Annotated in this window: 20 protein-coding genes; 14 read left to right on the top strand and 6 right to left on the bottom strand. The window is 71.3% G+C overall.

Going from position 1 to position 22,492, the window contains the following annotated elements:
- Positions 1-13 precede the first annotated feature (13 nt).
- Positions 14-862: a helix-turn-helix transcriptional regulator gene (locus C6W10_RS32470; RefSeq protein ID WP_234361983.1), complete on the bottom strand. Its 849-nt coding sequence runs from the start codon at positions 860-862 to the stop codon at positions 14-16.
- A 103-nt stretch (positions 863-965) separates the two neighbouring features.
- On the opposite strand from C6W10_RS32470, the gene C6W10_RS32465 reads away from it, so the two are divergent.
- The 4 genes from C6W10_RS32465 (at position 966) to C6W10_RS32450 (ending at position 3,493) form a co-directional block, all read left to right on the top strand.
- Positions 966-1,616 carry an NADPH-dependent FMN reductase gene (locus tag C6W10_RS32465; RefSeq protein WP_107262875.1) on the top strand — a complete coding sequence of 217 codons (651 nt, stop codon included), beginning with the start codon at positions 966-968 and terminating at the stop codon, positions 1,614-1,616.
- Between the two features lie 231 nt (positions 1,617-1,847).
- The gene (locus C6W10_RS32460; RefSeq protein ID WP_107262874.1) at positions 1,848-2,597 is read left to right on the top strand and encodes a YebC/PmpR family DNA-binding transcriptional regulator; all 750 of its coding nucleotides are present in this window, start codon (positions 1,848-1,850) and stop codon (positions 2,595-2,597) included.
- A gap of 13 nt (positions 2,598-2,610) precedes the next feature.
- Entirely contained in the window at positions 2,611-2,928 is a 318-nt protein-coding gene (locus tag C6W10_RS32455; protein ID WP_107262873.1) for a cold-shock protein, read from the top strand.
- A 97-nt stretch (positions 2,929-3,025) separates the two neighbouring features.
- A complete protein-coding gene (locus C6W10_RS32450; protein ID WP_107262872.1) occupies positions 3,026-3,493 on the top strand; it encodes a YkgB family protein in 468 nt (155 codons plus the stop codon).
- 44 nt (positions 3,494-3,537) lie between these two features.
- On the opposite strand, the gene C6W10_RS32445 is transcribed toward C6W10_RS32450, so the two are convergent.
- Together C6W10_RS32445 and C6W10_RS32440 are read right to left on the bottom strand one after the other, a co-directional pair.
- A complete protein-coding gene (locus C6W10_RS32445) occupies positions 3,538-4,440 on the bottom strand; it encodes a ferritin-like domain-containing protein (protein WP_107262871.1) in 903 nt (300 codons plus the stop codon).
- A gap of 959 nt (positions 4,441-5,399) precedes the next feature.
- Complete coding sequence (locus C6W10_RS32440; protein ID WP_107262870.1) at positions 5,400-6,164, bottom strand: SDR family NAD(P)-dependent oxidoreductase; 765 nt, start codon at positions 6,162-6,164, stop codon at positions 5,400-5,402.
- A gap of 341 nt (positions 6,165-6,505) precedes the next feature.
- On the opposite strand from C6W10_RS32440, the gene C6W10_RS32435 reads away from it, so the two are divergent.
- Together C6W10_RS32435 and C6W10_RS32430 are read left to right on the top strand one after the other, a co-directional pair.
- Positions 6,506-8,077 carry an MFS transporter gene (locus tag C6W10_RS32435; RefSeq protein WP_107262869.1) on the top strand — a complete coding sequence of 524 codons (1,572 nt, stop codon included), beginning with the start codon at positions 6,506-6,508 and terminating at the stop codon, positions 8,075-8,077.
- 13 nt (positions 8,078-8,090) lie between these two features.
- Positions 8,091-8,699, top strand: a complete 609-nt coding sequence (locus tag C6W10_RS32430) for a TetR/AcrR family transcriptional regulator (RefSeq protein WP_107262868.1) — start codon at positions 8,091-8,093, stop codon at positions 8,697-8,699.
- 145 nt (positions 8,700-8,844) lie between these two features.
- On the opposite strand, the gene C6W10_RS32425 is transcribed toward C6W10_RS32430, so the two are convergent.
- Positions 8,845-10,800, bottom strand: coding sequence for a helix-turn-helix domain-containing protein (locus tag C6W10_RS32425; protein ID WP_107262867.1), 1,956 nt, complete (start codon positions 10,798-10,800; stop codon positions 8,845-8,847).
- 18 nt (positions 10,801-10,818) lie between these two features.
- Positions 10,819-11,682 carry a 3-hydroxybutyrate dehydrogenase gene (locus C6W10_RS32420; protein WP_107262866.1) on the bottom strand — a complete coding sequence of 288 codons (864 nt, stop codon included), beginning with the start codon at positions 11,680-11,682 and terminating at the stop codon, positions 10,819-10,821.
- Positions 11,683-11,884: 202 nt separating this feature from the next.
- Between C6W10_RS32420 and ruvC the strand changes: the two genes are divergently transcribed.
- From ruvC to C6W10_RS32380, 8 genes are all read left to right on the top strand, one after another.
- Positions 11,885-12,496: a crossover junction endodeoxyribonuclease RuvC gene (gene ruvC / locus C6W10_RS32415; protein ID WP_107262865.1), complete on the top strand. Its 612-nt coding sequence runs from the start codon at positions 11,885-11,887 to the stop codon at positions 12,494-12,496.
- Entirely contained in the window at positions 12,493-13,095 is a 603-nt protein-coding gene (gene ruvA, locus C6W10_RS32410) for a Holliday junction branch migration protein RuvA (RefSeq protein ID WP_107262864.1), read from the top strand. Before ruvC ends, ruvA begins: the two co-directional genes overlap by 4 nt.
- Complete coding sequence (ruvB, locus tag C6W10_RS32405; RefSeq protein WP_107262863.1) at positions 13,092-14,159, top strand: Holliday junction branch migration DNA helicase RuvB; 1,068 nt, start codon at positions 13,092-13,094, stop codon at positions 14,157-14,159. Before ruvA ends, ruvB begins: the two co-directional genes overlap by 4 nt.
- A 178-nt stretch (positions 14,160-14,337) precedes the next feature.
- Positions 14,338-14,631 (top strand): preprotein translocase subunit YajC, encoded by a 294-nt coding sequence (yajC, locus tag C6W10_RS32400; RefSeq protein ID WP_304598502.1) that lies wholly within the window; start codon positions 14,338-14,340, stop codon positions 14,629-14,631.
- A 250-nt stretch (positions 14,632-14,881) separates the two neighbouring features.
- Positions 14,882-16,795, top strand: coding sequence for a protein translocase subunit SecD (gene secD, locus C6W10_RS32395; protein ID WP_199853781.1), 1,914 nt, complete (start codon positions 14,882-14,884; stop codon positions 16,793-16,795).
- 1 nt (position 16,796) lies between these two features.
- Positions 16,797-18,023 (top strand): protein translocase subunit SecF, encoded by a 1,227-nt coding sequence (secF, locus tag C6W10_RS32390; RefSeq protein ID WP_107262861.1) that lies wholly within the window; start codon positions 16,797-16,799, stop codon positions 18,021-18,023.
- 79 nt (positions 18,024-18,102) lie between these two features.
- The gene (locus C6W10_RS32385) at positions 18,103-18,666 is read left to right on the top strand and encodes an adenine phosphoribosyltransferase (protein WP_107262860.1); all 564 of its coding nucleotides are present in this window, start codon (positions 18,103-18,105) and stop codon (positions 18,664-18,666) included.
- A gap of 170 nt (positions 18,667-18,836) precedes the next feature.
- The gene (locus tag C6W10_RS32380; protein WP_107262859.1) at positions 18,837-21,491 is read left to right on the top strand and encodes a bifunctional (p)ppGpp synthetase/guanosine-3',5'-bis(diphosphate) 3'-pyrophosphohydrolase; all 2,655 of its coding nucleotides are present in this window, start codon (positions 18,837-18,839) and stop codon (positions 21,489-21,491) included.
- Between the two features lie 116 nt (positions 21,492-21,607).
- On the opposite strand, the gene C6W10_RS32375 is transcribed toward C6W10_RS32380, so the two are convergent.
- Positions 21,608-22,435 (bottom strand): peptidylprolyl isomerase, encoded by an 828-nt coding sequence (locus C6W10_RS32375; protein WP_234361502.1) that lies wholly within the window; start codon positions 22,433-22,435, stop codon positions 21,608-21,610.
- Positions 22,436-22,492 lie beyond the last annotated feature (57 nt).

Raw genomic sequence — 22,492 nt, 5'->3', positions numbered from 1 at the left:
GTCCGCGGCAGCCTCAGCCGGCCACCGAGCGGAGCTGACCCGGACGCCGGCCCAGCAGGCGGTCCAGGGCCTCGACGCTGGCGGCGTCGGCGGGCAGCTGTACCACCAACCGCTGCTGGTCGTCGGTGAGTGCCAACGTCTCGTACCCGAGCCGCACCGGCCCGACCTCCGGATGCCGCAACCAGCGCACGCCGCTGGAGCTGGCGCTGACCGGACGGCGCCGCCACCGCGAGGTGAACGGCGTCCCCACCGTACGGCCGAGGCGCTCGGCGAACTCGTCGGTAGCCGGGTCGCCCTGGCGAAGCCGGTGCAACTCGGCGACCTGCTGGTCGGCCAACTCCGCCCAGTCGGGGAAGTGCTCCCGGGCGCGTTGGTCGGCGAAGACGTACCACACCAGGTTGGGTCGGTCGCCGTCGAGCAGCCCGAGCGGGCGGGCCAGCCGGTCGAACAGATCGTTCCAGGCAAGCAGTTCGCCGATCCGGTTCACCAGGTACGCCGGCCGGTCCCGTAGCGCGTCCAGGAGCAGCCGAGCCTCCGGGCGGACGGTGCGCGACACCGACGGGCGACGTCCCGCGCACAGCTGTCGGTGGTGGTTGACCGCCGCGAGCTGCCGCAGGTGTTGCCGGTCGTCCTCGTCGAGCCGGAGCGCGTCTGCCAGCGCGGCGAGGATCTCCGGCGAGGGTCGGGTGTCGCGGCCCTGTTCGAGCCGGGTCAGGTATTCCACGCTGACCTGCGCGAGCGTCGCGAGTTCGGCCCGGCGCAGCCCCGGCGCGCGGCGTCGGAGCCCGGCCGGCAGTCCCACCTGTTCGGGCCGCAACGCCTCGCGCCGGCTGCGGAGGAACGCGCCGAGTTCTCCGTCCATCACCGGTCCAGTCTGCCGCTGTCGGAGGTCGGCAGGGTATCCCTGCCAGGGCTACCCTCGCGCCGGTCTCCCGGCGGCGCGGGATCGCCGATGGGATCGAGTCATGGACAGTACGGAACGCAGAGAACTCTCGGACAGTACGGAGCGGACCCGACCTCGCGTCATCGGCGTGGTCGTGGGAAGCAGCCGGCCGGGCCGTCGAGGACCGGCGGTGGCCCGGTGGGTGGCCGAGGTGGCGGCCGGGCACCCGGCGGTACGGGCCGACGTGGTGGCCGTCGAACTGATCGATCTCGCGGAGCAGCGGCTGCCGCTGCTCGACGAGCCGGTCCCGGCCAGGTTCGGTGACTACCGGAACGATCACACCCGCCGCTGGTCGGCGGTGGTGGCCGGGTGCGACGCCTTCGTCTTCGTGACGCCGGAGTACAACCATTCGATTCCCGCCGTGCTGAAGAACGGCATCGACTATCTGGATGCGGAGTGGCGGGGCAAGCCCGCCGGCCTGCTCAGCTACGGCGTGAGTGGCGGCGGGCAGGCGGCCGGGCATTTGCGGGACATCCTCAACGAGGTGGGGATGGTGGTCGTGCCGACCCACGTCGGCTTGGGCCTCTTCGCCGACTTCGACTGGTCCGGGGAGGACCCGTCCGATCCAACCGCCGCGGGGCGGATCGCGCCGGGCGCGGATCGGGCGGTGGCGGTAACGGCGCTGCTCACCGAACTCCTCGACCCGGTCCGGGCCCCGGTCGCGACGTCGTGAGCAGATAGACGCTCCGTTTGTTATGTGGTGATCTGTACGATTTCGTGGCTGCCGGTGTGCGGCGGGTGACGGTCGCCCGCCGCGCGTCGGTAGGATTGTCGAGATTCGGCAGGGCCATCTGGCCGCCACGGCTTCCAGCGGAGTTGACCGGCACCACCGTGTGCGTCGGGTGCGGAGCGAGGCGTGCGCGGTGCGGTCGAAGCAGGCGGCGGCTAGCAACGGAGGTAACAGATGTCCGGCCACTCAAAGTGGGCGACGACGAAGCACAAGAAGGCGGTCATCGACGCCAAGCGCGGCAAGATGTTCGCCAAGCTGATCAAGAACGTCGAGGTCGCCGCGCGCACCGGTGGTGGTGACCCGGCCGGCAACCCGACCCTCTTCGACGCCATCCAGAAGGCGAAGAAGAACTCGGTCCCGAACGACAACATCGACCGCGCCGTCAAGCGCGGCTCCGGCCTGGAGGCCGGCGGCGCCGACTGGCAGACGGTGATGTACGAGGGGTACGGCCCCGGCGGCGTCGCGCTGCTGATCGAGTGCCTGACCGACAACCGCAACCGCGCCGCGACCGAGGTACGCACAGCGCTGACCCGCAACGGCGGTTCGCTGGCGGACGCCGGCTCGGTGTCGTACATGTTCTCCCGCAAGGGCGTCGTGATCGTGCCGAAGGCGGGGCTCTCCGAGGACGACGTGCTGCTCGCCGTACTCGACGCCGGGGCCGAGGAGGTCAACGACCTGGACGAGGCGTTCGAGGTGGTCTCCGAGCCCGGTGACCTGATCGCGGTGCGGACCGCGTTGCAGGACGCCGGCATCGACTACGAGTCGGCCGAGTCGTCCCTGGTGCCCAGCGTCACCGTCCCGCTGGACGAGGAAGGCGCCCGCAAGGTCTTCAAGCTGATCGACGCGCTGGAGGACTCCGACGACGTGCAGAACGTCTACGGCAACTTCGACGTCTCCGACGAGGTCATGGCGGCGGTCGGCTGAGCCGGCGGCGCAGGTGACCATCGTCGGGGTGGTACGCGAGTTCGACGCCGACCGGGGCTGGGGAGTGCTCGACGCGGCCGAGACCCCGGGCGGCTGCTGGGTGCACTTCTCCGCCATCGCTGCCCCCGGTTACCGTGCTCTGACGGCGGGGCAGCGGGTCTTCTTCCGGGCCGAGGCGCCCGGGCAGGACGGTTACCCGTACCGGGCCACGAAGGTCTGGAGCGACGGACCGGTGGAGCCGCCGGACCGGGTGCCGGACGGGGACGCGTCGAGGGCGTACCGCAGCACGCTGACGATCGTCTACGACGACGACCGTTGCTGGAGCCGTTGACGCTGCTCACTCCGAAATTCGTCCGACTCGCGTGAGCTCGGCCGTAGCGGGTAATGGTCGCGCGCACGCCGATGGCCACAGCGACTTGGAGTGAGCGATGCGCATACGACACGACCCGGCCGATGACCTCGCCTCGGTAGCCTCCCTCGTGCTGCGCTCCGCACTGGCGACGAACATCTTGTGGATCGGCATGCTCAAGTTCACGCAGTACGAGGTCGAAAACAACGAACCCCTGCTCACGTCGAGTCCGCTGTTCTCGCGGTTCCGCAAAACGCTGGGCGCACAGAAGCTCAACCGACTCATCGGGATCACGGAGATCACCCTCGGCAGCCTGATAGCCGCGAAGCCACTTGCGCCCAGAGCATCGGCGATCGGTAGCGCCGGAGCGGTCGGGATGTTCCTCACCACGCTCAGCTTCCTGGCCACAACGGCCGAGGCTCGGCAAGAAGGGCAGGGGGCGTTGAGCCTTTCTCAGCTAGGCCAATTCCTGTTGAAGGACACCGTGCTCCTCGGTGCCGCGCTCCTGACTACTGCCGACTCACTGCGCGCCGCCCGCCTTCGATAACCCTCTGCACGGAGAACCGCACCGGATGATGGACGCCTCAACGGCTACGCGGCAGCGCTCATCACGATTTCGCCGTTGAGGCCGGACGGATAGAAGCCGCCAGAGGTCACTGCGTCGGGGTTCAGGTAGACGATGTTCAGGACCGACTGGGCTGTGCGGCCGTAGGCGATGCCGTCGGCATCCGTGGGGATAAAGTTCGCCTCGGTGCTGGCGCCGATCCCCTGGTCGTCATCAACCGGACCGTCGAGACTGTTACGCGCGTCGGAGAGCTTCTGCACGCCCGTGAACACTGCGTCGTTGATCATTCCCTCGTTGTAGAGTGCAAAACGAACGATTCCGGCATGGTATGCCTCCGTGGCGAGCATGCCTGCGGCGGCGTCAAGATAGGTCTTGTTGGACAGCAGCGGCGCCGCTCCTTTGAACGCGGAGACACCGACATCCTCGAACAGGAACGCGGCAAACAGGAAATTAAGGTCGTTGGCGTATGGATCGAAGACCTCGCCGGACTTGATGAGCCCGGCCGCCGTGGCTGCGGCGGTGAAACTCGTATCGAGAGAAATCGCGGGGCGCGAGACGGCGTTTTCGCCGAGGGCGGACCGGAGGAACGCCACATGCTGCTGCTCGTCCGACGCGATCTCATGAGCGAGCTTCCGCACCACCGAATTGCTGAAGCTGACGGCTCCCCCGCCCGTGACCTCACCACGAGTGCCCGTGCCGGTCGTCATTTCGTCGGGAAGGCCCTCGCCGGTCGTGGCGCGAAGGTAGAACTCGGCTTCGAGGTACTCGAGATTGAGTGCGAAGTTCAGGATTGTCGCGTCGCTCGGGCCGGATCCATCCTGCGACTGGGCGGCAACGTCCCCCTGACCCACCATTGACGAAAGCTTCCGCTGGTCATCGTCGGACTCCGAACTGCGCGACACCGCGTCCTTAATGAACTTCTTGACCATGAAATCTAATCCTCTCGATCGCGCGGCAAGCACTCGGCACTGGCGAAGAGGCCAGGCATTGCACCCGCATCATCCGAAGCTCACGCTAGTGCATCGGCCTCATCAACCGCCCGGTTTCCAGAGGACGGTTGAGGGCGACAAGACAACGACCATCGCGAGATCGGTAGCCACGGGACGTAGCTCACCAAGCGTGACTCGGGCAAGCAATAAGTTGCCGGCGTGTACGCAATCGCAGACTGGGGCCCAGAACGAAATCTGAAGGAAAAATGCCGCTTTCTGGAGGAGACCGCACACCGGGGGCAGGTCCGCGAATTGTTCACCTACCCGCGCCTCCGACCTTTGGGGACGTAGAGCAGAGGGTCTGTGGATCTGACGGTGTTCGGCCTGACCCGCCGAGGATGATCGGGGTAGGGCCGTCGGACCGGTCCTTCAGCGACTGGCTCGACCGCGCCAGCCCGACGGCAGCGGCAGCCATGTGGTCGAGCGAGCATGATGCGCGATCGGATGAATCGCTGAAAATGGTACGAACTGGTAGGGACGGCTTGACCTCCAGGATCGATCAGGCCGGGCCGGGTGGTCGGTGCGCTGCCGGAAACGCTCAGGCCCGGCTCCTCCCCGCGCGGCCGGCCGACCCTACCGCGCCCGCCCACCGCGCCCGGCCCTTCGTGCCGGCCGGGTGATCCCGGAGCGTCCGGCCGGTCCAGGCGTGCCGGACTCTCCGGGATCATGACGGTGCCCGCCGGTGTCGGCGTGGGTTCCAGTGGTTGTTCAGTGTCTGTCCAGTGGTGGTGCGCAGGCTTGCCTTCGGACGATCGAAGGGGGCCGGTGGTGCGGACGTCTCGCCCGGAGGGGCTGGGTGCGGTGATGGTGGCGGCCGGCCTGGCCATGGCCGGCACGCTGGTCGCCGGCCCGACCGCCACCGTCACCGCAAAGGTGGATCAGGCGGCCCGGGACCTGGATCAGATGGTGAAGCCGCCGTCGACGTTGATCGTCGCGCCGGTGACGTACGAGCTGTCGGCGCTGGCCACCCAGGCGACCATCGCCGCGATCTCGGCCGGTACGGCGTACCGACCGACGGCGGTGAAGCCGCGGATGGTGTCCGCCATCGGGCTGTCGGCCGGGTTCGAGTCGGTGTCGGTCGGGCCGGGGTTCACCAGGTTCACGGTGATGCCCCGGGGACCGAGGTCCCGGCCGAGCCCCTTGGTCAGCCCGGTCAACGCGGTCTTGCTCATGGAGTAGAGCGCGAAGCCCGGAAACGCCGCCCGTTCGGCCATGTTGCTGCCGATCGAGATGATCCGTCCACCGTCGACCATGTGCCGGGCCGCTGCCTGGGCGGCGACGAACGGGGCCCGGACGTTCACCGCCACGGTCCGCTCGAACTCGGCGAGCCCCAACTCCTCCATCGGCCCGACCAGGAACGCCCCGGCGTTGTTGACCAGTACGTCGAGTCGGCCGAACTCACCGGCCGCCCGGTCCACCGCCGAGACGACGGCCGCCGGATCGGCACTGTCGGCCTGGATCGCCAGCCCGCGCCGGCCGATCGCCTTGATCCGGTCCAGTACCGCATCGGCCGCCTCGACGTCCCGCTGGTAGGTCAGCGCCACGTCGGCACCATCCTCGGCCAGCCGGACCGCCACCGCCGCGCCGATGCCCCGGCTGCCTCCGGTGACGAACGCGACCTTTCCTTCTAGAACACGGCTTTCCGCCGCAATAACCTCGCTCATGCCCACAATCCTGATCAACGGGCGGGCCGTCGTCTGGCGGTGATCGGACGCCTCGTTCGAGGGCACGGCACGCCTCGTCCGAGGGTCCGGCGCGCCTCGAACGAGGGCCCGGCCCGCCTCGAACGAGGAGCCGGCGTGCTTCGTCCGAGGGCCGGCACGCGGTCGTCCGAGGGCACAGCGCGCCTCGTCCGCCGCGAGCCGACCGGGTGGGGGTGAGCCGGCTCACATTACGATACGGAACGGTTCCGTTTCGGTTTCCGGCTGACTATCGTCAGTGCGGTCAAGAAACTTCCCCGCCGCCGAATCAGGCGAAGCGGGGTCTCGGGGGGACAAAACACCGCATGGAGTTAACCGAAAACACCGGGCACCCGAGGCGCTGGGCCATTCTCGGCGTGCTCGTGGTCAGCCTGCTGGTGATCGTGCTGGACAACACGGTCCTGAACGTCGCACTGCGTACCCTGGCCGACCCGGTGCACGGCCTCGGCGCCAGCCAGGGCGAACTGGAATGGTCGATCAACTCGTACACCCTGGTCTTCGCCGGGCTGCTCTTCACCTTCGGCGTGCTCGGCGACCGGTACGGGCGCAAGTGGTTCCTGCTGGTCGGGCTCGCCATCTTCGGCCTCGCCTCGCTGCTGTCGGCGTACGCGCAGAGCCCCGGTCAACTGATCGGCGCCCGCGCGCTGATGGGCTTCGGAGCCGCCGCCGTGATGCCGGTGACCCTGTCGATCATCTCCAACGTCTTCGACCCCCGGGAGCGCGGTCGCGCCATCGGGGTCTGGGCCGGCGCGATCGGCCTCGGTGTGGCGATCGGCCCAGTACTGGGCGGTCTGCTGCTGGAGAACTACTGGTGGGGCTCGGTCTTCCTGATCAACGTGCCGGTGGTGCTGATCGGGCTGGTCGCGGTCGCGTTGCTGGTGCCGGACTCGCGGGACCCGAAGCCGGGCCGGATCGACGTGGTCGGCGTACTGCTCTCGGTGGTCGGTCTGGTCGCGCTCTCGTACGGGATCATCGACGGTGGCGAGCACGGCTTCAATCGGCCGCTCATCTGGGCGTCGATCGTCGGCGGGCTGGCCGTACTGGCCGCCTTCGTGGCCTGGGAGCGCCGGGTCGAGTTCCCGTCGCTGGACGTACGGCTGTTCCGGGTACCCCGGTTCGCCGCTCCGGTCGCGGTGATCGGCCTGGTCTTCTTCGCCGCCATGGGCGTGATGTTCTTCAGCGCCTTCTACCTCCAGCTCGTGCGCGGCTACAGCCCGCTGGAGACCGGCCTGCTGATGCTGCCGTTCGCCGTCGCCCAGCTCGTCTTCGCACCGCGCAGCGCCACCATGGTCAAGCGGTACGGCGGTCGGGCCGTCGCGGTGACCGGGCTGGCGTTGACCTCGGCGGCGCTGGTGGCGTTCGCCTTCGCCACCGCGACCACGCCGATCTGGATCATCGGGCTGATCTTCTTCGTCCAGGGCGTCGGGATGGCCAACATCATGCCGCCGGCGACCGAGTCGATCATGTCGGCGCTGCCCCGGGAGAAGGCCGGGGTGGGTTCGGCGGTCAGCAACACCGTCCGCCAGGTGGCCGGCGCGCTCGGCGTCGCGGTACTCGGCTCGGTGCTCTCCGGGGTCTACCGGGACCAGATCGAGCCGGCGGCCCGCGCGCTGCCGGCACCGGTCCGGGACGCCGCCTCCGAGTCGGTCTCCGGGGCGTACGCGGTCGCGGAGCGGCTCGGCGGCCCGGCCGGCTCGGCGGTGACCAGCGCCGCCAACGACGCCTTCGTGTCGGCCATGCACTGGGCGAGCGGGATCTCGGCGGTGGTCGCCGCCCTCGGCATCGTGGTGGTGCTCCGCTGGCTGCCCGGCCGCAACGCCGAGGAGCAGCTGCTGCCGCCGGAGCCGGTGGGTGATCCCGAACTGGTCGCGGCCTGAGCGACAGGGGACAATGGTTAACGTGACCGAAACGATGGATGCTCCGCGGGCGCCAGGACGCCCGCGGAGCATCCGCGCGGACGAGGCGATCCTGGAGGCCGCCCTCGACCTGCTCGCCGAGGGCAGCAGCATCGAGACGCTCTCGATCGAGGCGATCGCCACCCGGGCCGGCGTGGGCAAGGCGACCATCTACCGACGCTGGTCCGGCAAGGAGGCGTTGCTCCAGGACGCCCTGCGCCGGCTGAAGCCGCCACCGCCGCCACCGCCCGGCCGGTCCGTACGCGAGGACCTGATCGCGCTGGTCGGCAACACCGGGCACAACCCGGACCCCAGGATGCGGCAGATCATGCCCTGCCTGATGCCCACGATCAGCCGCAGCCCCGAGCAGTACCGGCTCTACCAGGAGCTGGTCGAGCCCCGGCGGCGGATGATCCGCGAGGTGCTGCGCCGGGGGATCGACCTCGGCGAGCTGCGGGCGGACCTCGACGTCGAGCTGACCCTCTCGCTGCTCACCGCCCCGCTGCTGATCCAGCGCCTGCTCCGCGCCCAGCCCGACCTGGACGAGCGGGACCTGCCGGCCCGGGTCGTCGACGCGGTGATCGCCGGCATCGCCGCCCGCTGACCCGCCGGCATCGCCGCCCGCTGACCGGTCGCGGCGCCGTGCCGCGGCGACGCGCACAGGGCAGGCCGGGCCAACGCCCTCAGTTGCAGGCACGCCCTCAGGGCAGGCCGGACGAACGCGACCAGGGCAGGCCGGGTGAACGCGCTCAGGGCAGTTCGGTGCCGCCGCCGCCCGCCCCGCTCTGGCCGGCCGCGGCGCGCAGCCGGTGCAGCCGGAGTGCGAGCTGCACCTCCAGCGCCCGCTCCGGCTTCTGCCACTGCGGCCCGAGCAGTTGCCCCACCCGGTCCAGCCGCTGGGTCACCGTGTTGACGTGCACGTGCAGCAGCTCGGCGGCCCGGGCCAGGCTGCCGCCGACCCCGAAGTACGCCTCCAGGGTCTTCACCAGCGCGGTGCCCCGGCGGGCGTCGTAGTCGACCACCGGGCCGACGGTGTCGACCAGGAACCGGGCCACCTCCCGATCGCCGCCGGACTCGACCGCGCCGAGCAGCAGCCCGACGAAACCGAGTTCGGCGCTGCTGGCACCCTCGCCGGCCCGACCCAGCGCCCGCAGCGCGGTGAGGCAGCGGTCCGCCTCCCGGGCCGCCCCGGCCAGCGACGCCGGGCCGGTCGCTGGCCCGCCCGCTCCGGCGGTGACCGGCCGGCCCAGCGCCCGGGACAGGTCCCGGACCACGGTCCGGGCCGCCGAACCGGCGTCGCCGCCCGGCAGCATCAGCACCGCCCGGCCGTCCCGGGCCGCCGCCAGCCCACCCTGGGCCGAGGCGTACGTGCTGGCCCAGGAGGTGACCCGCTGCCGTACCGAGGTACTCCCGACCATCGCGTCGTCGCCGACCGCCACGAGTACGTGCGGGGCGTCCAGGTCCACGCCGAGCCGGCGGGCCCGGCCGCGCAGCGCGGCGGCGTCGAGTACCGGCCGGGCGATCAGGTCGTCGAGGAGTTCGCCCCGGACCCGCCCCTCCGCCTCGGCGACGCTCTGCCGGAAGAGCAGCAGCAGCGCGGTGACCAGCGCCGCCCGCTCCAGGATCCGCTGGTCGGCGTCGACCAGCTCCTCCTCGGGGCGGGAGACCAGGGCGCCGAGGTTCTCGGTACCGGCGACCACGGCGGCGTACCAGAGGTCGCCCCGGCGCACGCTGCGCCCCTCGGTACGCGACGCCACCACCGCCTCGTCCAGCGCCGCCCGCTCCGGCTCGTCGATCTCGCCGACCCGGGCCAGTGTCCGCCCCTCGGCGTCGAGCGCCAGCAGCGCACCGCCGAGCACCTCGGTCACCGCCGCCGCCACGTCCTCCACCCCGCCGCCGCGCAGCACCAGCGAGGTCATCCGGTCGTGCGCGGCGGCGGCCCGCTCCACCGACGCGCTGTGCGCCTGGATCGTCGAGTTGGCCGCCGAGAGTTCCGCCAGCGCGGCCCGGGTCTCGGCGAGCAGCCGCGCCGTGTCGATCGCGACCGCCGCGTGCGCGGCCAGCGAGAGCAGCAGCGAGACCTCCTCCCGGGCGAACGGCCGGGCCGACCGGTTGGCGGCGTAGAGCACCCCGATCACCCGGGAGCCGAGCCGCAGCGGCACCCCGAGGATGGCGACCAGCCCCTCCTCGCCGACCCCGGCGTCGATCTCGCCGGTGTGGTGGAACCTCGCGTCCTCCGGATAGTTCGCGGTCGCGTACGGGCTGCCGGTCTGCGCCACCAGGCCGCCGAGTCCGGCCCCCATCGGCAGCCGCAGCCCCTGGAACCGGGCCGAGATCGAACCGTCGGTGACCCGCATGTACGTGTCGCCCAGGTCGTCGTCGACCAGCGTCATGTACGCCACGTCGGTGCCGAGCAGGTGCCGGGCCCGGTGCACGATCGCCCGCAGTACGTCGTCGGAGTCGCGCAGCCCGGCGAGGTCGCTGGCGGTGTCGTACAGGCCGGAGAGTTCCGCCTCGCGGCGCCGCCGCCGTTCCAGCAGGGCGCGTACCCGCAGCGCCACCACCTTGGCCGCCTCCAGCTCGGCGAGCCGGTCGGCGGGTACCCCGGCCGCCCGGGCGGCCACCAGCGGCCCCTCGAACTCGACCGGAGCGGCCTCCCGGGCCAGCAGCTCCAGGAACTCGATCGGCGTGGACACGGGGTCCATTCTGCGGGAGGCGCCCACTCAGTTCGCCGTCCAGCCCCCGTCGAGGGGGATCGAGGCGCCGGTGAGGAAGGAGGCGGCCGGGGTGCAGAGGTAGGCGACGAGTTCGGCGACCTCCTCCGGCTCGATCAGTCGTTTGATCGCCGCCCGGGCCAGCATGATCTGCTCGATCACCTCGGTCTCGGCGATGCCGTGTGCGCTCGCCTGCGCGGTGATCTGTCCCTCGACCAGCGGCGTGCGCACGTACGCCGGATTCACGCAGTTGGCCGTCACCCCGTGCGCCGCCCCCTCCAGGGCGACCACCTTCGACAGCCCCTCCAGGGCGTGTTTGGCCGAGACGTACGCCGACTTGAACGCCGAGGCGCGCAGCCCGTGTACCGAGGAGATGTTGACGATCCGGCCCCAGTTGCCGGCGTACATGTGCGGCAGCGCCCGCCGGACGATCAGGAACGGGGCGGTCACCATCACCCGGTGCAGGTGGTCGAAGCGGTCCGGCGGAAACTCGTGCAGCGGCGCCACGTGTTGCAGCCCGGCGTTGTTGACCACGATGTCCAGCTCGGGGTCGATCCGGTCGGTGGCGTGCGGATCGGCGAGGTCCAGCCCGAGCGCCCGACCGCCGATCTCGGCGGCGACCGCCTCGGCCCGGTCGGCGTCCCGGTCCAGCACGGTGACGGTCGCGCCGGCCTCGGCCAGCCGTGCCGCGCAGGCCCGCCCGATCCCGCTGGCACCGCCGGTGACCAGGGCGGTCCGCCCGGACAGGTCGAGCCGGACGACCGGCGGGGCGGCCCGGCCGGCCCGGGGCGGGTCGTCGGCCGAGGCCGGGGATCCGACCTGCTGACGCCGCCGTCGCGCGGCCTGGTCGTCCCGACCGGGTTCTACCGTCATGGCCGAAAAAGCTACGAGCCAACCGGGCGGCGGCACATGGGCGTCGGCCACATACTCCGGCACCGGCCTATGTGGCGACCTCCGGCGGGCCCGCCGGCCCGGCTCTGATGATCGGGTACGGGCGTGTCGGCGTTTCCGGCTCCGGCGCAGGCCAGTAGGGTGTCGAACACACGTACGTGCTGCGGCACGGGGAGGGGGCGGCGTGCGGGTGCTGGGCGTCGACCCGGGGTTGACCCGGTGCGGGGTCGGCGTGGTCGAGGGGGTGCCCGGCCGGCCGTGCACCCTGGTGGCCTACTACGTCGTCTACACCGACCCGGGCGACGAGCTGCCGCTGCGGCTGCTGCACCTGGACACCGAGCTGACCCGGCTGGTCGCCGAGCACCAGCCGCAGAGTGTCGCGGTGGAGCGGGTCTTCAGCCAGCACAACGTCCGGACGGTGATGGGGACCGCGCAGGCCAGCGCGGTGGCGGTGCTGGCCGGGGCCCGGGCCGGGCTGCCGGTGCAGACGTACACCCCGAGCGAGGTCAAGGCGGCGGTCACCGGTTCCGGCCAGGCGGACAAGGCGCAGATGATGTCGATGGTGACCCGGCTGCTGCGGCTGGCCGAGCCGCCCCGGCCGGCCGACGCCGCCGACGCGCTGGCGCTGGCGATCTGCCACATCTGGCGCGGCGGCACCCGGTCCCGGATCGCGGCGGCGGCCGACGCGGTCCGGCAGCGGGCGGCGACGTCGGCCGCGTCCCGGGCCGGCGCCCGATCGGGTACGCCCCGGCGGGCCGCCCGGCCGGGTCCGGAACGACAGGGAGGTACGGGATGATCGCGAGTGTCCGGGGCGTGGTCGCCGGGCTGTCCCCGGACGGCGCGGTGATCGAGGTCGGCGGGGTGGGGCTGGCGGTGCAGTGCGCGCCCGGCACCCTGGCCGGGCTGCGGGTCGGCTCGCCGGCCCGGCTCGCCACCAGCCTGGTGGTCCGGGAGGACTCGCTGACCCTCTACGGCTTCGCCGACGACGACGAGAAGCACCTCTTCGAACTGCTTCAGACCGCCAGCGGGGTCGGCCCCCGGCTCGCCCAGGCCGTCCTCGCCGTGCACGCGCCCGACGTGGTGCGCAAGGCGATCGCGAACGCCGACACCGGCACCCTGACCCGGGTGCCGGGGATCGGCAAGAAGGGCGCCGAGCGGCTGGTGCTGGAGCTGCGGGACCGGATCGGCCCGGTGCCGGTCGGCCCGGACGGCGCGGCCGGGGTCACCGCCGGTGCCTGGCCGGAGCAGGTGCGCCAGGCGCTGGTCGGGCTCGGCTGGACGGCGTCCCAGGCGGACCAGGCGGTGGCGGCGGTGGCCGAGACCGTCGACGGTGAGGTCCCGCCGGTGCCGGTGCTGCTGAAGCAGGCGATCCGACTGCTGGGCAGGACCCGGTGACCGATCCCGAGGGGCTCGTCTCGGCGTACGCGGACGACGCAGAGCGGGACGCGGAGGTCACCGTACGCCCGAAGCGGCTCGCCGACTTCATCGCCCAGCACCGGGTACGCGACCAGCTCGACCTGCTGCTGCGCGGCGCCATGGGCCGGGGCACCCCGCCGGACCACATCCTGCTCTCCGGCCCGCCCGGCTTGGGGAAGACGACCCTGGCGAACATCGTCGCCGCCGAGCTGGGTGCCGGGATCCGGGTGACCAGCGGCCCGGCGATCGAGCGCTCCGGTGACCTGGCGGCGATCCTGACCAGCCTCGCCGAGGGCGACGTGCTCTTCATCGACGAGATCCACCGGATCGCCAAGCCGGCCGAGGAGCTGCTCTACAGCGCGATGGAGGACTTCCGGGTCGACGTGGTGGTCGGCAAGGGGCCGGGGGCCACCGCGATCCCGCTGGACGTCGAGCCGTTCACCCTGGTCGGCGCGACCACCCGGTCCGGGCTGTTGACCGGTCCGATGCGGGACCGGTTCGGTTTCGTCGCGCATCTCGACTTCTACTCTCCGGACGAGCTGGACGTGCTGCTCCAGCGCTCGGCGCGGATCCTGGGGGTGCCGATCACCTCCGACGGTTCGGCGGAGATCGCCGGCCGGTCCCGGGGTACGCCCCGGATCGCCAACCGGCTGCTCCGCCGGGTACGCGACTTCGCCGAGGTCCGGGCCGACGGGACGGTGACCCTGGAGACCGCCCGGGCCGCGCTGCGGGTCTACGACGTGGACGAGCTGGGGTTGGACCGGCTGGACCGGGCGGTGCTGACCGCGTTGGTGGACTCGTTCCGGGGCGGTCCGGTGGGGTTGTCGACGCTGGCGGTGGCGGTGGGGGAGCAGCCGGACACCGTGGAGGAGGTCTGCGAGCCGTTCCTGGTCCGGGCCGGTCTGCTGGCCCGGACGCCCCGGGGGCGGGTGGCGACCGAGGCCGCTTGGCGACACTTGGGGCGTACTCCGCCAAATGGTACATTCGGCGTGAGCGGGCCCGGAGGGCCCGACCTCTTCTCCGCGGGGTCCCAGGAGGTGTGATCCGTTCGTGATCCGTGCCGCATTCGGTGTTCTCAGGTGCAGGGACTAGACTCGCCGCGGTTTGTACAGGACGTGAGTTCCTGCCTCCGCTCCGGCATACCCGTGCCGTGACGAGGCCGATGGGAAGGTCGTAACAGTGCCTTTGGCAGCACAGAGCGGCGGCGGAGCCGGGAGTTTCATGCCGCTCCTCATGATTGTCCTGCTTTTCGTCGTCATGTACTTCATGATGATCCGGCCGCAGCAGAAGCGGCGTCGCGAGGCCGAGCAGATGCAGTCCTCGATCGGCCCCGGCGACGAGGTGGTCACGATCGGCGGGCTCTACGGCACCGTCACCGGTATGGACGACGAGACCGTGATGCTCGAGGTGGCGCCCGGCGTGCAGACGCGGTACGCGCGGCCGGCGATCGCCCGGGTCGTCAAGAAGGTGGAGCGGGTCGAGTCGGTACCCGAAGAGGTCGACGCGAAGGAGTGAGCCCCCTGCTCAATCTCCCTCGCGGTCCGTGGTCGCCGTGGGTGGAGGTCGGGGCGTGCGCTCCGCGCTCTCCGGGTTGAGAAACGCTCGATGACCCACCCGGCCGACGGGGCGGGTTCGGCATCGAAGATAATAGATCGACGGGCCGGTGGGACCCCCACCGGTGCGGTACGTATGTCGCCGGACTCCACCGGCGTCCGACCCGCCGCCCACCACTAGCGGCCGAACCGCGCAGGGAGACAGGAAAGCCGTGGCACCACCTCAGGGACAGATGCGACCCGGGCGGCAGCTGGCCGTCCTCGGGTTGATCTTCACCGTCCTCTACCTTCTGGTGTTCTTCGCCGCCGGGGCCAAGGGAAGCTGGACGGAGCGGCTTGAGCCGAAGCTCGGCCTGGATCTCATCGGCGGCACCCGGATGACCCTGGAGGCGGCCACCGAGGCCGGCCAGGCGCCCCCCGCCAGCTCCCTCGAGGAGGCCCGGCAGATCATCCAGGCCCGGGTGGACGGCCGAGGTGTCGCCGAGGCCGAGGTGGTCACCGAGGGCAACCGCAACATCGTGATCTCGGTACCCGGGCAGAACGCCGACCTCGACGACGTCGGCACCCCGGCCGAGCTGCGGTTCCGCAAGGTGCTCAAGACCGTCGACGGTGGCGGGCCGGTCAACGCCGCGCCGTCGCCCGGTGCCTCGGCCAGCCCGGCTCCCTCCGGCAGCCCGGCCCCGTCCGGCAGCGCCAGCCCGTCCGGCAGCCCGGCTCCGGACGTGACCTCGTCGCCGGGTGCCGGTGGTGGTCAGGGCGGTGGTGCTCCGGCCCCGACGCCGACCCCGAGCGGCAGCGCCTCGCCGGCACCGAGCGCCTCGGCCAGCGCCGCCCCGGCGGCTCCGGGCGACCAGACCCTGGAGGCCCAGCGCGCGGCGGTGGAGCAGAAGGTCGGCGCCGAGGCCTGGGCCGCCGCCACCGCGCTCCAGGCGCCGGCGGACTTCAGCGCGGACCCGGCCCTCGCCGAGAAGCTCAAGCCCTTCGCCGAGCTGACCCCGCAGGAGATCCGGGTCCTGCCGGCCAGCATCCAGTTCAACGTACCGACCATCACCTGCGAGAAGCTCGACCAGCGGCCGCCCGGCTCGATCAAGGAGTCGGACCAGCAGGTGGTCGCCTGCGAGAGCGGCCAGCAGAAGAACCTGCTGGACGTCGCCAAGGTGGAGGGGACCGACGTCGAGGACGCCGACGGGGTGCTCGACCAGACCACCAGCCAGTGGGTGGTCAGCCTGGACTTCACCGGCAGCGGTCAGAGCAAGTGGACCAACCTGACCCGCGAGGCGTACAACAACACCGACAGCCAGTGCGACCAGGCAGCCCTGGGCGACGAGGGCCGGTGCCGGGTGGCGGTGGTCCTCGACAACCAGATCATCTCCTCCCCGGAGATCCAGGGCGTACTGACCGGTGACTCGCAGATCACCGGCAGCTTCACCAACGCCACCGCCAGCGAGCTGGCCAGCCAGCTCCGCTACGGCGCCCTGCCGCTGACCTTCCAGCCGCAGGAGGCGCAGAACATCACCGCCACGCTCGGCACCGAGCACCTGCGGGCCGGCCTGCTCGCCGCCGGCATCGGGATGCTCCTGGTGATCATCTACGCCTTCTTCTACTACCGGCTGCTCGGCTCGGTGATCTTCCTCAGCCTGGTCCTCTCCGCGATCCTGGTCTTCGGCGCGCTGGTGGTACTCGGCCGGCAGATCGGCTTCACCCTGACCCTGGCGGGAATCGCCGGCTTCATCGTCTCGTTGGGTGTCGCCGCCGACTCCTTCGTCATCTACTTCGAACGTCTGAAAGACGAGATCCGGGACGGACGCAGCCCGCGCAGCGCGGTACCCCGCGCCTGGGCCCGGGCCCGCCGCACGATCATCTCGGCGAACGCGATCTCGATCATGGCCGCCGTGGTGCTCTACCTCGTCTCGGTCGGCACGGTGCAGGGCTTCGCCTTCGCGCTGGGCCTGGCCACCATCCTCGACCTGGTGGTCGTCTTCCTGTTCCGGCATCCGATCATGGCGATGTTCGCGCGTACCCCGGCGTTCCTGTCGCCGCGGGTCAGCGGTCTCGGTCGGGCGTTGCACACTCAGGACGACGACGAGGCGCCGACGACCGGCAAGACCCGCGTGAAGGAGGCCTGAGATGAGCAGGAGTGGGCTCGCCAGCCGCTTGTACCGCGGTGAGGCCGGTCTCGACATCGTTCCCCGGCGGAAGCTGTGGTTCGGCATCGCCGGTGGGTTGGTGCTGCTGACCATCCTGAGCTTCCTGATCCAGGGGTTCCACCTCGGCATCGAGTTCCGGGGCGGCAACGAGTTCCAGGTGCCGACCAGCGTCGGCACGATGCAGCGTGCCGAGGAGGCGCTGGACTCGGCGCTCGCCGAGGAGTCGACCCCGGATGGGCCGGCCGAGGTGGTCTCCAGCCAGCGGGTCGGCGACGCCACCTACCTCTTCCGGACCTCACCGCTGGAGCAGCAGCAGGCCAGCGAGGTCCGCAGCGCGGTCGCCGCCGAGTTGGGCATCGCGGTCGACGAGATCAGCGACAACCGGGTCAGCGCGGCCTGGGGCGCCCAGATCACCCAGCGGGCGCTGCTCGGTCTGGTGATCTTCGTGGTGCTGGTCACCGGTTACCTGGTGCTCCGGTTCGAGTTGCGGATGGCGATCGCCGCCGTCGCCGGCCTCCTGCTGGACCTGCTGCTCACCGCCGGTATCTACTCGGCGGTCGGCTTCGAGGTGACCCCGTCGACCATCGTCGGCTTCCTCACCATCCTCGGTTTCGCCCTCTACGACAGCGTGGTGGTCTTCGACAAGATCCAGGAGAACACCCGAGGCATCACCGGGGGCAGCAGCCAGACGTACGCCGAGGCGGCCAACCTGGCCCTGAACCAGACGCTGATGCGGTCGATCAACACCTCGGTGGTCGCCCTGCTGCCGGTCGGTGGTCTGCTCTTCATCGGCGCCGGGCTGCTCGGCGCCGGCACGCTGAAGGACCTCGGTCTGGTGCTCTTCGTCGGTATGGGCGCCGCGTTCTTCTCGTCGATCTTCTTCTCGACGCCGCTGTTGGTGGCGCTGAAGAACCGCGAGCCGCGGATTCGGCAGCACACCCAGCGGGTGCTGACCCGCCGGGCCGGCGGCGGCCGGGACGCCTCCGCCGTGCGTCGCCCCAACCGGCAGCCCGGCCAGGCCCGGTCGACCGCCGCCGAGGCGCCGGCCGACCAGCCGGCGGCCGAGGAGGCTCCGGCGCCGGCCACCGAGGCGACCGCGCTGGCCGGGGCCGCGCCGAAGGTCGGCTCCCGGCCGTCGGGCAAGCGGTCCGGTGGTGCCCGGGGCGGTCGCTCCGGCGGCAACCGGCCCGGTGGCAAGCGGCGCTGAGCCGGACGAACGGATCGAAAGGCGCCCGACGCGCCGCCCAGGCGGCGGGTCGGGCGCCTTTGCCCGGAGAGGACGCAGTGTGACGGAGACCCCGACCGAGGTACGCGGCGACAGCGGCCCGGTGACCGCCCAGCTGGTGGCCAGCCGGGTGCTGGACGTGCCCGACTTCCCGAAGCCGGGCGTCGTGTTCAAGGACCTGATGCCGTTGTTCGCCGACGGCGCCGCGTTTCGGGGGGTGATCGACGACATCGTCGACCACCACGGCCGGGACTCGTTCGACGCGGTGGTCGGGATCGAGGCGCGCGGCTTCGTGGTGGCCGCCGCGATCGCGTACGCCACCGGGGTCGGGGTGGTGCCGGTACGCAAGGCCGGCAAGCTGCCCCGGGCCGCGTACGCCGCCTCGTACGCCCTGGAGTACGGCGAGGCCACCCTGGAGGTGCACCAGGACGCGTTCACGGCCGGACACCGGGTGCTGGTGGTCGACGACGTCCTCGCCACCGGCGGGACGGCGCGGGCCACCCTGGATCTCGTGGAGCGGGCCGGTGGCACGGTGGCCGGGTTCAGCGTGCTGCTGGAACTGAGCTTCCTGAACGGCCGCGACCGGCTGGCACCTCGTCCGGTTCATGCCCTGTTGACTGTTTAGTCCCGGTTGCCCGCCACGACCGGCCCGTACGCCCGGAGGACGGTCACCAGGTCGCCGGTGCGGGTACGATTGCCCTTCGTGGCCGGCCCGGGTGACATGCCCGCGACTGGCGTAGGACCGGCTCGACCGGCTACGGTCGGGTCATTCCCGGCGAAGTGTTGAGGAGGCCGGTGTCTTCCGATGTCGCCCCTCCGGCGGAGGGCATGGTGCATCCCACCAACGAAGCTGATACCCCTGCCGACGGCACGACCCGCGCCGGTGGTGGCCAGCCCCAGGTCAACGGGTCCGTCCGAGCCGGTGGGCCGGCGGAGGCGGTGGTCGCCGCCGAGCAGGCCCAGCCTGACTCCGGACGGGCGGCCACGCCGAACCGACCGCTCGGCGCGGTCCAGCCGGCCGCCGGCAGCCAGGCCGGGGCCGCTGCCCCGGTCGCCGGGTCGCCGGTCGGTCCCGTCGTCGACGGCGGGGCGGTGCCGGCCGGTGTCGGCGCCACCGTGGGAGCCAGCGCGGCCGCCGAGTTCGCCGGAATGGCCGCCGGGGTCGCACCGCCGCCCGCGACGAGCTTCGCCCTGGCCAACGCGCCCACCGGGCGCCGGGTCCGGGCCCGGCTGGCCCGGTTCAACGCGCCCTGGCAGACCCCTCAGGTGAGCGAGGTGTTGGAGCCGCTTATCGCGACGCACCGCGCCGCGCACCCCAAGGCGGACGCGCGGCTGCTGCAACGCGCCTTCGACATGGCCGCCCGGTGGCACTCCGGGCAGTACCGCAAGTCCGGCGACCCCTACATCACCCACCCGCTGGCGGTCGCCACCATCCTGGCCAACCTCGGGATGGACACCACCACGCTGGTCGCCGCGCTGCTGCACGACACCATCGAGGACACCGACTACGGGCTCGACCAGATGCGCGCCGACTTCGGCGCCGAGGTCGCGCTGCTGGTCGACGGCGTCACCAAGCTGGACAAGGTCAAGCTGGGCGACGCGGCCAAGGCGGAGACGATCCGCAAGATGGTCGTGGCGATGGCCAAGGACCCCCGGGTGCTGGTCATCAAGCTGGCCGACCGGCTGCACAACATGCGTACCCTGACCTTCCTGCCGCCTGCCAAGCGGGAGCAGAAGGCCAAGGAGACGCTGGAGATCCTGGCTCCGCTGGCGCACCGGCTCGGTATGAACACCATCAAGTGGGAGCTGGAGGACCTGGCCTTCGCCAACCTCTTCCCGAAGCGCTACGAGGAGATCAACCGGCTGATCGGGGAGCACCAGCCGCAGCGTGAGGCGCTGCTCCGGCAGGTGACCCAGAAGGTGCAGGTCGACCTCAGGTCCGCCAAGATCAAGGCGGAGACCACCGGTCGACCCAAGCACCTCTACTCGATCTACCAGAAGATGATCGTCCGGGGTCGGGACTTCAACGACATCTACGACCTGGTCGGCGTGCGCATCCTGGTCGACACGGTGCGGGACTGCTACGCGGCCCTCGGTGTGATCCACGCGAACTGGCAGCCCGTGCCGGGCCGGTTCAAGGACTACATCGCGATGCCGAAGTTCAACATGTACCAGTCGTTGTACACCACGGTGATCGGGCCGAGCGGCAAGCCGGTCGAGATGCAGATCCGCACCTACGCAATGCACCGTACGGCCGAGTTCGGCATCGCCGCGCACTGGAAGTACAAGGAGAAGAAGGGCGAGACGGTCGTCGGCCCGCCGGCCCACATCGACGAGATGACGTGGCTGCGGCAGCTGCTGGACTGGCAGCGCGAGGCGGCCGACCCGAGCGAGTTCCTCGACGCGCTCCGCTTCGACCTCTCCAGCCAGGAGGTCTACGTCTTCACGCCCAAGGGCGACGTGATCCCGCTGCCGACCGCCTCGACCCCGGTCGACTTCGCCTACGCGGTGCACACCGAGGTGGGGCACAAGTGCATCGGCGCGCGGGTGAACGGCAAGCTGGTGCCGCTGGAGTCGACGCTCTCCAACGGCGACGTGATCGAGATCTTCACCTCGAAGTCCGACACCGCCGGTCCGACGCAGGACTGGCTGGGCTTCGTCAAGAGCCCCCGGGCGCGGACGAAGATCCGGCAATACTTCAACAAGGAGCGCCGCGAGGAGGCGATCGAGGCCGGCAAGGACGCGATCGTCAAGGCGATGCGCAAGCAGGGCATGCCGTTGCAGCGGATGCTGACCACGGACAACCTGATGACCATCGCCCGGGACCTGCACCTGGCCGACGTCGCCTCGCTCTACGCGGCCGTCGGCGACAGCCAGGTCTCCGCCCAGTCGGTGGTGCAGAAGCTGATGGCCGGCTACGGCGGCGAGGAGGGGGCCGCCGAGGACCTCGCCGAGACCGCCGTAGCGACCCGTCCGCAGCGCCGGGGCAACAGCAACGACCCGGGCGTGGTGGTCCGGGGGGTCAGCGACGTCTGGATCAAGCTGGCCCGCTGCTGCACGCCGGTGCCGCCGGACACCGTCTTCGGGTTCGTGACCCGCTCCGGCGGGGTGAGCGTGCACCGGGACGACTGCGCCAACGCCGAGGAACTCAAGGTGCAGACCGAGCGCATCGTCGAGGTGAGCTGGCGGCTCACCTCGGCCTCGACGTTCCTGGTCGCGATCCAGGTCGAGGCGCTGGACCGGCACAAGCTGCTCGCGGACGTGACCCGGGTGCTCTCCGACGAGCGGGTCAACATCCTCTCGGCGACCGTCACCACCACCCGGGACCGGGTGGCGGTGAGCCGGTTCAGCTTCGAGATGGCCGACCCGAAGCACCTGGGGCACCTGCTGGCCGCCGTACGCAAGGTGGACGGCGTCTTTGACGCCTACCGGGTCACCTCGGGCGCCTGAGGGCCGCCCGGGGCCGGCTCCTCAGTAGGGGCGGCACCCGGCACGGATGACAGAAACGGCGCCGCGCCACCCCCGACGGGGTGGCGCGGCGCCGTTGTCGACCGCGGTCGGAAGTCTCAGCCGACCGGGGAAGCCATGGTCAGCGACTTGATCAGAACTTCCTTCTTCGGGTGGCCGCCACCGGCCTGCTGCGCGAAGGCGCCGTCGTCGCCGGCCGCGCCGACCTGGGCGACCAGGTCCAGGCCGCTGGTGACGGTGCCGAGCACGGTGTACTGGGCGGGGAGCTGCGAGTCGCCGTACACGATGAAGAACTGGCTGCCGGTGCTGCCCGGCTGCCCCGAGTTCGCCATCGCGATCACCCCGGCCGGGTACGGCGGCCGCTTGTCCGTCGGCAGGTTCTCCTCGGCGAACCGGTACGCCGGGCCGCCCGTACCGTCGGTTTCCTTCCACTTGTCACCGGTGACGCTCGGGTCGCCGCACTGGAGGACCTGAAGGCCCTGGGTGACCAGCCGGTGGCACTTGGTGTTGTCGAAGAACTTCTTCTCGGCCAGGTGCGTGAAGCTGGCGGCGGTGCAGGGCACGTCGGCGAGGTTGAGCTTGGCGGTGATCGGCCCGAGGTTGGTGTCGATCGTCATCACCTGACTGCCGGTGTTCTTCACCGAGGTCGGCGGCAGCCCGACGTCCTTGGTCGCCGCGTTGCGCTGGTCGGCCGGGATGTCGGTCCAGGCGCAGGTGGCCGTGCCCGCCTGGGTCGAGCCGTCCTTGTCGTCACCGACGCTCATCACCAGCCACACCGTGCCCGCGACCACCAGCAGCAACGCCACCCCGGCGCCGATGCTGGCCTGCACTTGCCGGCGCTTGCGGGCGGCAGCGGCGCGCTCGGCCATCTCCCGTTCCAGCTTGGCCCGCGCCGCGGCGCGCTGCCGCTCTCTGGTGGACGTCACGGTGGCTCCTCCTGGACTATGTGCAGCGCGGCCGGGTCCGCGGCTGTGCTGGTCTCT

Origin of the sequence: Plantactinospora sp. BB1, assembly GCF_003030385.1 — a bacterium.
Classification (GTDB): domain Bacteria; phylum Actinomycetota; class Actinomycetes; order Mycobacteriales; family Micromonosporaceae; genus Plantactinospora.
The sequence above is the reverse complement of the archived record's forward strand: the minus strand, read 5'-3'. Positions and strand labels throughout refer to the sequence as shown.

Bases quoted from the DNA above. Each gene is read 5' to 3' on its own strand.
- C6W10_RS32470 (WP_234361983.1), bottom strand. From the start codon at position 862: ATGGACGGAGAACTCGGCGCGTTCCTCCGCAGCCGGCGCGAGGCGTTG.
- C6W10_RS32465 (WP_107262875.1), top strand. From the start codon at position 966: ATGGACAGTACGGAACGCAGAGAACTCTCGGACAGTACGGAGCGGACC.
- C6W10_RS32460 (WP_107262874.1), top strand. From the start codon at position 1,848: ATGTCCGGCCACTCAAAGTGGGCGACGACGAAGCACAAGAAGGCGGTC.
- C6W10_RS32450 (WP_107262872.1), top strand. From the start codon at position 3,026: ATGCGCATACGACACGACCCGGCCGATGACCTCGCCTCGGTAGCCTCC.
- C6W10_RS32445 (WP_107262871.1), bottom strand. From the start codon at position 4,440: ATGGTCAAGAAGTTCATTAAGGACGCGGTGTCGCGCAGTTCGGAGTCC.
- C6W10_RS32440 (WP_107262870.1), bottom strand. From the start codon at position 6,164: ATGAGCGAGGTTATTGCGGCGGAAAGCCGTGTTCTAGAAGGAAAGGTC.
- C6W10_RS32435 (WP_107262869.1), top strand. From the start codon at position 6,506: ATGGAGTTAACCGAAAACACCGGGCACCCGAGGCGCTGGGCCATTCTC.
- C6W10_RS32430 (WP_107262868.1), top strand. From the start codon at position 8,091: ATGGTTAACGTGACCGAAACGATGGATGCTCCGCGGGCGCCAGGACGC.
- C6W10_RS32425 (WP_107262867.1), bottom strand. From the start codon at position 10,800: ATGGACCCCGTGTCCACGCCGATCGAGTTCCTGGAGCTGCTGGCCCGG.
- C6W10_RS32420 (WP_107262866.1), bottom strand. From the start codon at position 11,682: ATGACGGTAGAACCCGGTCGGGACGACCAGGCCGCGCGACGGCGGCGT.
- ruvA (WP_107262864.1), top strand. From the start codon at position 12,493: ATGATCGCGAGTGTCCGGGGCGTGGTCGCCGGGCTGTCCCCGGACGGC.
- yajC (WP_304598502.1), top strand. From the start codon at position 14,338: ATGCCGCTCCTCATGATTGTCCTGCTTTTCGTCGTCATGTACTTCATG.
- secF (WP_107262861.1), top strand. From the start codon at position 16,797: ATGAGCAGGAGTGGGCTCGCCAGCCGCTTGTACCGCGGTGAGGCCGGT.